Annotated in this window: 10 protein-coding genes and 1 tRNA gene; 6 read left to right on the top strand and 5 right to left on the bottom strand. The window is 70.0% G+C overall.

Annotation, left to right across the window (positions count from 1 at the left end; genetic code table 11):
• Positions 1-98: 98 nt before the first annotated feature.
• The gene (locus tag J2S57_RS09770; RefSeq protein WP_307240759.1) at positions 99-1496 is read left to right on the top strand and encodes a glucose-6-phosphate dehydrogenase; all 1398 of its coding nucleotides are present in this window, start codon (positions 99-101) and stop codon (positions 1494-1496) included.
• On the opposite strand, the gene J2S57_RS09765 is transcribed toward J2S57_RS09770, so the two are convergent.
• The 3 genes from J2S57_RS09765 to J2S57_RS09755 all read right to left on the bottom strand — a co-directional run bounded on the left by J2S57_RS09765 (position 1480) and on the right by J2S57_RS09755 (position 3538).
• Positions 1480-2043: a hypothetical protein gene (locus tag J2S57_RS09765; RefSeq protein ID WP_307240757.1), complete on the bottom strand. Its 564-nt coding sequence runs from the start codon at positions 2041-2043 to the stop codon at positions 1480-1482. The genes J2S57_RS09770 and J2S57_RS09765 overlap by 17 nt on opposite strands.
• A 125-nt stretch (positions 2044-2168) precedes the next feature.
• Positions 2169-2984 (bottom strand): GntR family transcriptional regulator, encoded by an 816-nt coding sequence (locus J2S57_RS09760; RefSeq protein ID WP_307240755.1) that lies wholly within the window; start codon positions 2982-2984, stop codon positions 2169-2171.
• Between the two features lie 47 nt (positions 2985-3031).
• Positions 3032-3538: a DUF6328 family protein gene (locus J2S57_RS09755; RefSeq protein ID WP_307240753.1), complete on the bottom strand. Its 507-nt coding sequence runs from the start codon at positions 3536-3538 to the stop codon at positions 3032-3034.
• Between the two features lie 110 nt (positions 3539-3648).
• Here J2S57_RS09755 and J2S57_RS09750 point away from each other — a divergent pair, with 110 nt between their 5' ends.
• The 3 genes from J2S57_RS09750 to J2S57_RS09740 all read left to right on the top strand — a co-directional run bounded on the left by J2S57_RS09750 (position 3649) and on the right by J2S57_RS09740 (position 6622).
• A complete protein-coding gene (locus J2S57_RS09750; RefSeq protein WP_307240751.1) occupies positions 3649-4296 on the top strand; it encodes an ACT domain-containing protein in 648 nt (215 codons plus the stop codon).
• A 10-nt stretch (positions 4297-4306) separates the two neighbouring features.
• Positions 4307-4876 (top strand): histidine phosphatase family protein, encoded by a 570-nt coding sequence (locus J2S57_RS09745; protein WP_307240749.1) that lies wholly within the window; start codon positions 4307-4309, stop codon positions 4874-4876.
• A gap of 90 nt (positions 4877-4966) precedes the next feature.
• Positions 4967-6622, top strand: coding sequence for a long-chain fatty acid--CoA ligase (locus J2S57_RS09740; protein ID WP_307240747.1), 1656 nt, complete (start codon positions 4967-4969; stop codon positions 6620-6622).
• Positions 6623-6645: 23 nt separating this feature from the next.
• On the opposite strand, the gene J2S57_RS09735 is transcribed toward J2S57_RS09740, so the two are convergent.
• On the bottom strand, positions 6646-8259 hold the full coding sequence (locus J2S57_RS09735; RefSeq protein WP_307240745.1) for an LCP family protein: 1614 nt from the start codon (positions 8257-8259) through the stop codon (positions 6646-6648).
• Between the two features lie 248 nt (positions 8260-8507).
• On the bottom strand, positions 8508-10592 hold the full coding sequence (locus tag J2S57_RS09730) for an LCP family glycopolymer transferase (protein ID WP_307240743.1): 2085 nt from the start codon (positions 10590-10592) through the stop codon (positions 8508-8510).
• A 362-nt stretch (positions 10593-10954) separates the two neighbouring features.
• On the opposite strand from J2S57_RS09730, the gene J2S57_RS09725 reads away from it, so the two are divergent.
• Both J2S57_RS09725 and J2S57_RS09720 read left to right on the top strand, forming a co-directional pair.
• Positions 10955-11045 (top strand) — tRNA-Ser (locus J2S57_RS09725).
• A 594-nt stretch (positions 11046-11639) separates the two neighbouring features.
• The gene (locus tag J2S57_RS09720; RefSeq protein WP_307240740.1) at positions 11640-12782 is read left to right on the top strand and encodes a hypothetical protein; all 1143 of its coding nucleotides are present in this window, start codon (positions 11640-11642) and stop codon (positions 12780-12782) included.
• Positions 12783-12792 lie beyond the last annotated feature (10 nt).

Here is a 12792-nt window from a genome sequence, read left to right as displayed (position 1 = left end):
ACTGGTCGGAGCGGGGTGACGCTATCCGGCCCGGTCGCCCGGCAGGGGTCAGGCAGGTTAAGAATGCGGCCCGGGCGGTTCGGGGTGAAGATCGGTCCGTGCCCGATACCCCGCAGCCCCCGACGATCTTCGTGCTGTTCGGCGCCACCGGCGATCTCGCCGCCCGGATGGTGCTGCCGGCCTTCTACCAGCTGGCCCGCAAGCAACTGCTGCCGCCGGTCTGGAGGCTCATCGGCAACGGGCGCGGCGACGTGGCCCACGAAGACTTCCGCAAAGACGTGCGGGCCGCCCTGGGCGACGACGTGGACGACGCCGAGTGGGACGCGTTCGCGAAGAACCTGTTGTTCGCGGGCGGGGGTTTCGACGAGAACGGCCCCGGCAGCCTGCTCGACGTGATCCGCGACGTCGAGGACGAGCTCGACGACGAGACCGATCCGAACTTCGTTCACTACCTGGCCATTCCGCCGGTCGCCTTCGAGCAGACCGCGAAAGCCCTGAAGCAGCACGGCCTCACCGACCGTGCCCGCGTGGTGTTCGAGAAGCCCTACGGCACCTCCCCCGAGGGTTTCCACCGGCTCGACGCCGTGGTGCACGAAACCCTCGACGAGGAGCAGGTCTTCCGCATCGACCACTTCCTCGGCAAGGAGGCCACGCAGAACCTGCACGTGATGCGGTTCGCCAACCAGACGTTCGCCGGCATCTGGAACCGGGAGCACGTCGCGGCCGTGCAGATCGATGTGCCGGAAACGCTCGACGTGGCCAACCGGGCCGGGTTCTACGATGCCACCGGCGCGATGATGGACATGGTGGTGACGCACCTGATGCAGGTCGCGGCCGAGGTCGCGATGGAGCCGCCGGTCAGCCTGGGTGCCGAAGACCTGCAGTTCGCAAGGGAATCCGTGATCGCGGCGTTCCGCCCTCTCGCCGCCCAGGACGTGGTGCTCGGCCAGTTCGACGGCTACCGCGACATCGAGGGCATCGCCGACGACTCGCGGACCGACACGTTCTGCGCCGTGCGCCTGTGGATCGACACCGACCGCTGGCGGGACGTGCCGTTCCTGCTGCGCACCGGCAAGAAGCTGGGGGTCAGCGAGCAGCGGGTCAGTCTCATCCTGAAGCCCGTCGAAGGCCCACTGCCGGCCCAGAACAGCGCGATCAGCCTGTCGCTGGCCGGATCCGGTGAACTGGAGGCCGATTTCGTGCTGAAGAAGCCGGGGGAGGGGATCGAGCTGGCGAAGGTGCGCCAGACCCTCGAGCTCGACAGCGTGGACGACGCAGACCCGCTGCCGCCCTACGTGGCCCTGCTCTACGACGTGCTCACCGGCGACCGTTCGCTCTTCACCGGTAGCGCCGGTCTGGAAAACGCCTGGCGCGTGGTGAACCCGGTGCTCGGCGACAAGCCCGAGCCGCTGCCCTACGAGCCGGGCAGCATGGGGCCGGAGGCCGCCGACGAGCTGGCCGCCCCCTACGGCTGGCTGGTCACGAAGCCGGAGTGACGACGGTGGCGAACGTCAGGTCCAGGCCCGGCACCATGACCGGCTCGGGCCCCTCGAGCCGGAACTCCGGTGCCGGGCCCAGCACCAGCTGACGCTGCCAGACCGCCCGCAGCGAGCCGGTCTCCACCCGGGAGGCCAGGTCGGAGAACAGTTCCGCGTAGCTCACGCCCGGTCGCTTGGTGCCCCAGCCCACCCACGCCCCCTCGAGCGCCGGGGCCGTGCCGAACCTCAGGCCGTAGACCCCACCGGTGCCGTCGAGCACCGCTCCGGCCAGTGCGTCGTGCCGTTCCAGCCGCGAGGTGTCGACGGCGGCCTCGGCCAGCACCCCGAGCGCCGACCAGTCGTCGACGAGGTACCAGTCTTCGTAACCGTCGCCGCTGCGCCAGGGCACGGACGGCACCCGCAGCGTGTACGAGCCCAGGTAGCCGGGGATCTGGCCGGTGCCGAGCATGGCCAGGCGCTCGTGGAAGAGCGCGAGGTCACGCTCGTAGCCCTCGGGCGAGATCCCGGCCTGCGGCCGGTGCCAGAACGTGTAGGCGAGGGGCATCGAAAACCTCCACAGAACAAAAGGGGACGCATGACGCGAGGACGCCCGGAGCGTCCACCATCGCGCACCACGACCCGAGAACAGGACGCAGAGCCGTTGCCCGCCACGACCCGGAGGTGACGGTCTCAGGCCTCGGAGGACGCCTTCGGCGGCCCGTCGAGCGGCTCGGCGGCAACCGTGTACCCCTGCGGCGACCACTCGGCCAGCACCGAGTAACGGTCGGCCCGCACCACGGTGTGGCGGTATTCCATGCGGCGCTGCTGCACCGTGCTGACCCGCTCGATCTGGAAGCAGGCCACGTCGGGCGGCACCGCGAGCAGATCGCGGTCGCGCTGGGTGGGCATGATCGCCCCGATGCGCTCGCGCCCGCCGGCCATGGAGACCCCGCAGCGCGCGGCCAGTTCGTCGTACAGACCGGACACGGTGAAGTCGACCTCGAGCAGCGGGCTGGCGATCTCGGCCGGGATCCAGACCCGGTCGTGAGCCATCGGCAGCTCGTCGGCCAGACGCATGCGCTCGAGGTGGAAGAGCGGCGTGCCGGGTTCGAGACCGAGCTCCTCGGCGGCGGCCGCCCAGGTCACGATCTCCTGGGCGATCACGATGCTGCGCTGCAGGATGCCCTGCGCGTCGACCTCGCGGAACAGCGAGTACAGGCTGCCCAGCGGCGGATTGGTGTCGCCACCGCGCCGCACCCACGAACCCCGGCCCTTGGCCGAGTCGATCAGGCGGGACTCACGCAGACGCCGCAACGCCTCGCGCACGGTGTAGCGGGAGACCGCATAGGCCTCGACCAGCTCGAGCTCGCCCGGGAACTCCTGGTCGAACGCTCCGGCCTGAAGCCTTCTGGTCAGCTCCTGCTGGAGCTGCGCCCAGAGCGGCATCGGGCTCGAGCGATCGAGGGCATGGACCTCGTCCGGCCCCGTCACGGTGACCTCCTCCATGCCGACCTCAAGCCGACTGCACGCGCATTTGTATCTTCAGCAGTAGCTTAGTGGTCCCGGGCGACAGTCTTCTCATCGCCGTCACCCCAGGGCTCACCGGTGCGCTGCGCGAGCGGGAAGATCGCCCACGCGACGAGCAGCACCAGGGCCAGTCCGCACGACGCCGCCAGGGCGATACCGCGGCCCAGCACCAGGTCGAGCACCAGGTCCACCGCGCAGCAGATGGCCAGGGCCAGGAAGAACAGCCCGCCCACCGCGAAACGCGACGCGACCGCCACGACCTGCGGCTTCTTGCGGCGGGCGAACATCGCCCGGTGGTAGGCGACCGGGGCGATCAGGCACACCGTGGCCAGCGCCGACAGCATCAGCGCGCAGACATAGACCCCCCGGTCCCAGGTGTCCAGCGTCTCGAACCGGCTCTGCAGCGGCAGCGTGAGCAGGAAGGCGAACAGGATCTGCACCCCGGTCTGGGTCACCCGGAGTTCCTGCAGAAGATCACCGAAGTTCCGGTCCGCGCGTTCGTCGACGGTCTCGTCGGATCGGTGCGCGTCCATTGCCACATTCTGGGATGCCTGGGGCTTCTGCGCTCACCGTGACGTACACGTCGTGTGCGCGTGACAACGGTGTGGAATCCTGTTCGTCCCATCGCCCCCGGAGGTCCGGCTTGCTCGCTCGCGTTCGCTTCAGCATCCCGGACCGCCCCGGCACCCTGGGCCGCGTCACCTCGGCCATCGGCTCGGTGGGCGCCGACATCGCCGAGATCGACGTGCTGGAGAGCGAGTCCGGCCGCGCCCTCGACGACGTGTTCGTGCGCGTGCGGGACGTGCCCCACCTCGACCGGGTCGCCGCCGCGATCGGCGCGCTGGCCGGGGTCACCGTCACCGGCCTGCAGCACCACGCCCCGCCGGTCACCGGCCACGCCGACCTCGAGCTGATCGACCAGGTGCTCTCCCGTCCCGAGCGCGGTCTGCAGACCCTGGTCGACGGGGCCCCGCACGCGTTCGGCGCCGACTGGGCCGCCCTCGTCGAGTACGCCGCCGACACCGCCACCCTCTCCGGCGTGCTCACCGTCAGCGCCGCCAGCCCGGGCCCCGAGCACGTCGTCCTGACCTCGCCGCTGCGCCTGGCCACGGTGCGGATGACCGCCCCGGGCGCCCCCGGCCCGTTCAGCGGCACCGCGCTGGTGCCGATCGGCTCCGGCGCTCTCGGCCTGGTGCTGGTGCGCTCGGCCGATCTCGACTTCCACCGCTCCGAGCTGTGGCGGCTGGGCCAGGTGGGCCAGATCGTGGGAACGGTTCTCGCCCCCGTGTGAAGATCAGCCGGTGACCTCGTACGAACCTGAGCTCTGGCTGATCCGTCACGGCCTCACCGAGTGGGCCCGCGACCGACGCCACACCGGCCGTTCCGACATCCCCCTGCTGCCCGAGGGTGAGGAGGGGGCCTCGGCCCTCGCCCCGCGCCTGGCCGGGGTGCACTTCGACCTCCAGCTGGCCAGTCCGCTGCAGCGCGCCTGGCGCACCGCCGAGCTGGCCGGCCTCGACCCCAAGGCCGAGCCCGACGCCCTGGAGTGGGACTACGGCGACTACGAGGGCATCACCACCGCCCAGATCCAGGAGAAGGTGCCGGGCTGGTCGATCTGGACCTCGCCGGTGCCGGGCGGGGAGACGGTCGAGCAGGTGGCGGCCCGGGCCGACGCGGTGATCGCACGGGTGCGGGCGCAGGCCCCCGACCGGGCGGTCGTGGTGGCCCACGCCCACTTCCTGCGGGTGCTGGCCTCGCGCTGGATCGGGCAGGAACCGCATCTCGCGGCGCACCTGGCCCTGCACACGTCCACCCTGAGCGTGCTCGGCTGGGACCGCGGGACCCCGGTGATCGACCGCTGGAACGGTTGATCCACCCGTTCGGCCCCACGGCGGAAACCAGCCGCTTAACGTAGGCGTTCTACGGGCGATGTGTTCGGCGTCACGACGAGGTGATTTCGCATGCGCAGCACCATGCAGAACGTTCCACTCCTGACTTCCCGCATCATCGAGTACGCGGGAAGGGTCTATCCGGGGTCCGAGGTGGTGACGTGGGGTGCCGACGGCCCCCGTCGCACCTCGTTCGCCGACATCGCGAACGACTGCCGCCGGCTGGCCAACGCGCTCCGCGTCCTCGGGGTGGAGGGCGACCAGCGCGTCGGCACGTTCATGTGGAACAACGCGGAACACCTGGAGCTGTATCTTGGGGTGCCGGCCAGCGGCGCGGTGCTGCACACCATCAACATCCGGCTGTTCCCGCAGCAGATGGTCTACGTGGTGAACCACGCCGAGGACCGGGTGATCTTCGTCGACAACTCGCTGGCCCAGCCGTTCTCGGCGCTGCTGGCCCACACCCCGCTGGTGAAGCACGTGGTGGTCAACGGGCCGGTCCCGCCCGAGGTCCGGCAGGCCCTGGCCGGCGACGGCGAACGCGAGGTGCACGACTACCGCGAGCTTCTCGACGCCCAGAGCGACACCTTCGACTGGCCGGTGCTCGACGAGAACGACGGCGCCCTCATGTGTTACACCTCCGGCACCACGGGCAACCCGAAAGGTGTTGTCTACTCGCACCGTTCCAACCTGCTGCACGCCACCTTCTGTGCCGGGGCCGGGGCGCTGAGCCTCAGTCAGTCGGCCCGGGCACTGGCGATCGTGCCTCTCTTCCACGCCAATTCGTGGGGTCTGGCCTACGCCTCGATGATGTCGGGCGCCAGCGTGATCATGCCCGACCGCTTCCTGCAGCCCGAGCCGCTGGTGAAGATGATCTCCTCGGAGAAGGTCACCTGCGGCGGTGCGGTGCCCACGATCATGACCGGCGTGCTGGAGTACCTCGACGCCCATCCCGAGGCCGACGTCAGCAGCATGAAAGACGTGATCGTGGGCGGCTCGGCCTGTCCTCCCGCCCTGATGCACGCTTTTCACGAGCGCCACGGCGTCACCCTGCTGCACGGCTGGGGCATGACCGAGACCTCGCCGCTGGGCACGGTCGCCATTCCGCCGGTGGGGCTCGACGAGGAGGAGCACTGGCGTTACCGCCACACCCAGGGCCGCCTGGCGCTCCACGTGGAGGCCCGGCTGGTCGGTGCCGACGGTTCCGAGCAGCCCTGGGACGGCACCTCGGTGGGCGAGGTCGAGGTCCGCGGCCCCTGGATCACCGCCTCGTACTACCGCGACGACGACGCCGCGTCGCTGGAGAAGTTCGACGACGGCTGGCTGCGCACCGGCGACATCGGCAGCCTCACCCCCGACGGCTACCTGACGATCAGCGACCGGGCGAAAGACGTGATCAAGTCCGGCGGTGAGTGGATCAGCTCGATCGACCTGGAGAACGCCCTGATGGGGCACCCGAAGGTGCACGAGGCCAGCGTGGTCGGGGTGCCCGACGACAAGTGGGGCGAACGTCCGCTGGCTGTGGTGGTCGGGGTTCCCGACGACGTCCCCGGGGTCGAGGAGTTGCGGGAGTTCCTGCTGACGAAGGTGGCGCGCTGGCAGGTGCCCGAACGCTGGGCCTTCGTCACCGAGGTGCCCAAGACCAGTGTGGGCAAGTTCGACAAGAAGGTGCTGCGCGCTCAGTACGCCGAGGGTGCACTGCCGGTGGAGTCACCGAAGGCCTCGTAGGCGTTCCGGGGCCTCCTGGGGAGTCAGCAGACCGCGTTCACGTCCTGGGCCTTGTTCGGGTTGGCCGGCTTGGCGCTCGGCTCCGTCTTCGGTGTCGAGCCGGCCTTCGGGGTGCTCTTCGGGCCGTTCGGGCTTGAGGACGCGTCGGGGCGCGGGGAGGCGGTCGCCTCACCGGCCGGGGTGGTGCGCTCGGAAGCGGCCAGGGCCCGCTCGACCAGCTCGTGCACCTTGTCGAAGTCGGGGCGGGCGACGTCGACGACCTCCCGGGTGAAGGGCAGGCTCGTCACCTTGCCACCCTGCACGCGCTTGCTCAGCTCCACCCAGGCGTCCAGGTCGCCGATCGGGATGCCGGTGGTGATGTTGCGCTTGGCCGCCTTGGCCAGGGCCGGGAACTGCAGGGCCACCGTCACCGGGTCGACCTGGTCGACGAACGCGGCGATCACGCACCGCTGGCGCTGCATGCGGTGGTAGTCGTCGCTGGCCCAGCGGGAACGGGCGAACCAGAGCGCGTGATAGCCGTCGAGGTGCTGGTTCTCGCCGATCTCGATCCAGCCGCCGGTGGCCACGTGGTAGATCGGCGAGAGCGGGTTGCTGTCGCCGCCGATCGGCAGGCGCTCGCGCACGTTGACCGTGAGACCGCCGATCGCGTTGACGAACTCGGCGAAGCCCTTGAGGTTGAGCATGGCGTAGGTGTCGATCTTCAGGCCGATCGCACCCTCGATCGCGTCCTCGGTGGCGGCCAGGCCCGGGTTCCGGAACTTGTCGTAGCCCGAGCCCTCCTGCTCGGCCCAGGTCCAGATGGCGTTGAGCAGGCACTCGTCACCGCAGTTGAACCCGTCGGGCCACTTGTTGCGGCCGGGGGTGCCGGAGGGGAAGGGCACGTTCTCGAGGTTGCGCGGCAGGCTGAACAGCACGGTGTTGCCGGTGGTGGTGTCCACGCTGGCGACGATCATCGTGTCCGGCCGGATGCCGATCCGGTCCTCACCCGCGTCCGAGCCGATCAGCAGGACGTTCACCCGCGACACCCCGGCCCACGGGTCGGCCTTCTCGCTGCTGGCGAGGGCCGTGCTGGTCTCCGCGTCCACGTTCTCCTGGAACACGGTGTCCACCAGGTCACGGCCGATCAGCGCGTACCGCCCGGCCTGGTAGGCGGGCATCGCCACGGCGACCACGAGGGCGAGCACGACCAGGGTGGAGAACAGCCGCTGCCCGGTGCCGAGCTCGGCGTAGCGGCGCAGCTGGGCGTGGGTGACCACGATCGAGAGCACCCACAGCACGGCCACCGCACCGATCGCGACCGTCACGGTGACCAGGCGCTCCGGCTGGATCACCAGGGCCTGCAGCCGTTCGGCCAGGCTGCCGTCGAGGGCCAGCCGGCCGACCGCGAGCACACCCGCACCGACCAGGCCGAGCAGGAAGCCACCCGCGCGACGGCGTCCGGCCGCGAGCAGCCCGGCCCCGGGCAGGAGTGATCCGAGGAGAGTCCAGCCGATCACCCAGGAGAAGCCCTGACCGCGACGCGTCGCGTGGCTGCCGCGCCGTCCGGTGGAGACGACGGGGGCTCCCGGGGCGTCGGTGTGCGATCGCGCCGGACTGCCGGAATCGTGCCGGGCCGTCGGCTGGCGCAGGTCGGACATTCCACCCCTCGGCGCGGGTGGCACGGACGGCCGCGCTTCGCGCACTGAGCGGTGAGTATGCCTGCACGCCAGCGTGTCTCGAGCCCATTCACGGGACGGAAACGGACAAGCGGGCTACTTGTGTGCGAGTGGGGGACCAATGACGCACCGGCCGGCCGATGACGGGATCGGCCGACCGGTGGATGTCGCCTGGTGCTGCCCGAGTGCGGTGCCGAGACCGCCCGGACGTCTTTCGAGAAGCTGACGAATCAGCAGATCTCGGTGACGTCCTGGGCGTTCTCCGGGTCGTCGGCCTTGGCGGCCTTCTCCTCGGCGGTCTCGGTCTTCGTCTTGTCGGTGGTCTTGTCGGTCGTCGTGCCGGTGCCCGCGTCGGCCGAGGCGCTCGGGCTGGCCGCGGCGGTGGCCGTCGACTTCTTCTTCTTGGCCTTCTCCGACTTCTTGATCGCCGTCTGCACCTTGGTGTGCATCAGGTCGAAGTCGGGGTCGACGGTGGTGCCACCGACGGCCTCGTTGGTGAAGGAGAGGCTGGTGACCTTGCCGCCCTTGACCCGGGTGGCGAGCTCGACCCAGGCCTGGATGTCGGACTGCGGGATGCCCGTGGCCATGTTGTTCTTCAGGGCCTTGGCGATCTTGGTCCAGTTCGAGGCGATGGTCACGGGGTCGGCCTGCTCGGTCACCGCCGCGATCACACAGCGCTGACGGCGCATGCGGTCGTAGTCGTTGGTGCTCCAGCGGGACCGGGCGTACCAGAGTGAGTAGTACCCGTTCATGTTCTGGTTCTGCCCGACCTCGATCCACTCCTTGGCGACGGGGTTCGAGGAGTTGCCGCCGATCGGGAGGCGCTCGGTGACGTTCAGCGTCAGGCCGCCGATGGCGTCGATGAAGTCGGCGAAACCCTTGAGGTTGAGCATCGCGTAGGTGTCGATCTCGAGGCCGGTGGCGCCGGTGACGGCGTCTTCGGTGGCCTTCAGACCGGGGTTCTTGTACTTGCTCTTGGGGTAGTACGACGCCCCGTCACCCTCGGCCCAGCGCCAGATCGCGTTGATCATGCACTCGTTGCCGGGGCCGGCCTCGGGGCAGTAGTAGCCGTTGGGCCAGGCCTCCGCGCCCGGGGTGCCCTCCTTGAAGGGCACTCGCTGCAGGCTGCGGGGGATGCTGAAGAGCACGGTGTTGCCGGTGCTGGGCTGGATGCTGGCCAGGATCATCGTGTCGGGGCGGATGCCCTCACGGGTGGCGCCCGCGTCGGAACCGATGAGCAGCACGTTGATGCGCTCGGTGCCGGCCCACGGGTCGGCGGCCTCGCTGTCGGGCTTCTTGTCGCCGTCCTCGGAGTCGCTGCCGTCGCCGAACAGCGACTTCACCAGGTCGCGCTGCACCAGGGCGTAGTCGCCGACGGTGTAGGTGGGCACGCCCACGCCCACGATCAGGGCGGCCACGACGATGCCGCTGAACACCTTCTGGCTGGTGTCGAGGGTGGCGTAACGGCGCAGCTGGCTGTTGGTGAGCAGGATGACGAGGGCCCAGAGCATCCCGACCAGCACCGCGACGATCGCCAGGATCAGCAGCTTCTGCGGGTCGAAGGCGAAGGAGACACCCTTCTTCATCACGTTGCCGGTGAGCGCCCAGACGGCCACGCCGGCTCCGGTCAGCGCGATACCGGCCAGGATGCCGGCGCCGAGACGGCGCCAGCCGGCGGCGATCAGACCCAGACCAGGGATCAGCGCGCCGAGGATGGTCCAGGCCATGACCCAGGAGAAGCCCTGGCCGTAGGTGGTGGCGTGGCTGCCGCGGCGGTCGTTGTCGTCACCGGGGGGCGGCAGCGGCGAGGACTGGCGGCGGGGACCCTCGGGGCCGGAGCCGCCCGGGCCGTCGAGACCGCCGTCGAATCCGCCTGGACCCTCGAAGCCGGCCGGGCCGGCGCCGGATCGGGCCTCGGGGCGGCCCTGGGAACGGGCGGCGGAACGGCTCGAGGTGCGTTCGGAGCGCGGCTCAGTGGTCTCGCGCGGGTCGCGGCGACCGTGCGGGTCGCTGCGCTCGTCCGGCCGGGCCCTGTCGTAACGGCCTTCGCCGTAGCGGGCCTCGTCGTAACGGCCCGCCGGAGGGCGGTTCTGGTCGGGGGCGCGGCGGGTCTCGTCGTAGCGCGACGGCGGACGACGGGTCTCGTCGTACCGGTTGTCGTAACCGTTCTGGTCGTCGAACCTGGCCCTGGACCCGCGATCGGCTCGTGACGCTTGGTCAGAGCGCGGCGGAGCGTCGTTGCGCGACTGCTCCCCGTAACGCGTGTCGGCATCGGATCGACGAGGGCGCCGCGAGAAGGGCTCGACCTGCGTCACCCACGTCTCCTGCCGTATCGGTGGTGCCTGATGAACGTGTGACCGGTACAGGATGCACTACCGGTTCCAACCCACTGCCTCGCTGCAGATAGGTAATTCGTTACAGCATCACTGCCGTGTCCCGGGTCACAAGAGCAAATTGTTACCGAGGAGACAGGGGCTGATTCGTACCGTGATGACTCGATATGCACGCATCTGCCCTGGGGCTAACAATAGGGGTCCTGGCTGTGTTGGCTACCTGTACGGCCGGTTCTGCACCTGTTCTCTGCCTGTGTGGCCCCTTCGGATCGATCCGTCCGCGGCTCGCCGGGACATCTGCTTTGCCGCGAGGGCTACTCGACCGGTAGCCTTCTGAATCACGGGGAGGCGTCGCCTAGTCCGGTCTATGGCGCCCGCCTGCTAAGCGGGTTTGGGGGTTATTCCCCATCGCGAGTTCAAATCTCGCCGCCTCCGCGCCTGAGAGGGTCTGCAGTCAGCTGACTGCAGACCCTCTCGCTTTTGCGGCCCGCGGGCTCAACCTGGGCCGGCGCGATCCGCCTACCGCGCCGCTGCTCCGGCCACCTCGGCTCAGTCCACCTGGCCTGCCCCGCCTCGGCCTGCCCCGCCTCGGCCCGTTCGTGCCTCGGTTCCCTACCTCCGGTCTGCCTACCTCCGGTCTGCCTACCTCCGGTCTGCCCGCCTCGGCCTGCCCATCCCGGTCTGCCATCCCGGCCTGTCTGCGCCTCGGTTCCCTGCCTCCGGCCTACCCGCCTCCGGCCTGCCCGCCTCGGCCTGCCCATCCCGGTCTGCCATCCCGGCCTGTCTGCGCCTCGGTTCCCTGCCTCCGGCCTACCCGCCTCCGGCCTGTCCGCCCCGGCCTGCCCGCGCCCCGGTTCCCTACCTCGGTTCGCTGGCTCCGGTCCCGCCCTCGGACCCCGCCTCGGCCCGGCCTGCCCCACCCTTGACCCGGTCTTACGGATGGCGGGATGCGGGCTTCGTCCCGATCGTGGTCGGATAGGCCTCAAGGCACGGAAGTCACATCAGACCCACAGCACCGGAGGTGCTTCTATGCGTCCCGTTCGGCCCCTGTTGCGCAGGAACGTTGCCGTCGGGGCAGGACTGGTGTCGCTGGCCTCGCTGGTGGTCGCCGGATGTGGCTCGGGCTCCGCCGAGGCCGATTCCCCGGCCGCGGCGGCATCGTTCCCCACCGCCTCCGCCTCTTCCTCGGTCAGCCCCTCCGTCGCCCCGTCGGGCTCGGCCGACCCGTCGCTCACGGCCACCGTTCCGGAGAGCCCGCAGGCGCCGGGAGGTGCCGAAACGTCCTCAAGCAGTGCCGGTGACCCGGCGGCCACCACCGCCCCCGACGGATCGACGACCACACCCGCACCTTCGGGCAGCGCTGATGCCCCGGCTGTCAAGGAGCTGCCGCGTGGCGGCACCGAGCTGTTCCCGCGCTATCGCCTGGTGGGCTACTCGGGCGGCGCCGCGAAGTCGTTCGGCCGGCTCGGCATCGGTGACCTGCAGGCCCGAGTCGACGAGATCGAGAGACTGGGCAAGAAGTACGACGGTGACGGACGCGAGCCGCTGCCGGTGATGGAGCTCATCGCGACCGTGGTGCAGGCTTCTCCGGGCCAGGACAAGATGCACCGGGCCCGCACCGGCGACGCCCAGATCGAGCGCTACCTGAAGGTGGCGCGCCGGAACAAGGCGTTGCTGCTGCTCAACATCCAGCCCGGCCGGGCCGACTTCCTCACCGAGGTCAAGGCGATGAGCCGGTGGCTCGAGGAGCCGGACGTGGGTCTGGCCCTCGACCCGGAATGGGCGGTCGGCCCGAAACAGACGCCGGGCCGGGTCTACGGTCACACCACGGCCGCCGAGCTCAACGAGGTCTCACTCTGGCTCTCGAGATTCACGACCGAGCGTGGACTGCCCGAGAAGGCACTCGTGGTGCACCAACTCGCGCCGCGCATCATCAGCGACGTCGACGAGATGCGGGAGCGCACCGGCGTTCAGGTGATCCTCAGCGTCGACGGCATCGGGGCCCGCTCGGACAAGGAGAAGACCTGGCGCACGCTGGTGAAGCCGCTTCCGGACTCCGTGCACACCGGGTTCAAGCTGTTCTTCGAGGAAGACCGGGAGCACGGCGATCTGATGACGCCCGCGCAGGTGCTGAAACTGAAACCGCGTCCCGAGTACGTGCTCTACGAATGATCTTTCGAGG

Source organism: Kineosporia succinea (assembly GCF_030811555.1).
Taxonomy (GTDB): Bacteria; Actinomycetota; Actinomycetes; order Actinomycetales; family Kineosporiaceae; genus Kineosporia; species Kineosporia succinea.
This window is presented reverse-complemented; position numbering and strand designations above follow the sequence as displayed.

Excerpts from the sequence above, each read along its gene's own strand:
- J2S57_RS09765 (WP_307240757.1), bottom strand. The coding sequence starts at position 2,043 with ATGCCCCTCGCCTACACGTTCTGGCACCGGCCGCAGGCCGGGATCTCG.
- J2S57_RS09760 (WP_307240755.1), bottom strand. The coding sequence starts at position 2,984 with ATGGAGGAGGTCACCGTGACGGGGCCGGACGAGGTCCATGCCCTCGAT.
- J2S57_RS09755 (WP_307240753.1), bottom strand. The coding sequence starts at position 3,538 with ATGGACGCGCACCGATCCGACGAGACCGTCGACGAACGCGCGGACCGG.
- J2S57_RS09740 (WP_307240747.1), top strand. The coding sequence starts at position 4,967 with ATGCGCAGCACCATGCAGAACGTTCCACTCCTGACTTCCCGCATCATC.
- J2S57_RS09735 (WP_307240745.1), bottom strand. The coding sequence starts at position 8,259 with ATGTCCGACCTGCGCCAGCCGACGGCCCGGCACGATTCCGGCAGTCCG.
- J2S57_RS09720 (WP_307240740.1), top strand. The coding sequence starts at position 11,640 with ATGCGTCCCGTTCGGCCCCTGTTGCGCAGGAACGTTGCCGTCGGGGCA.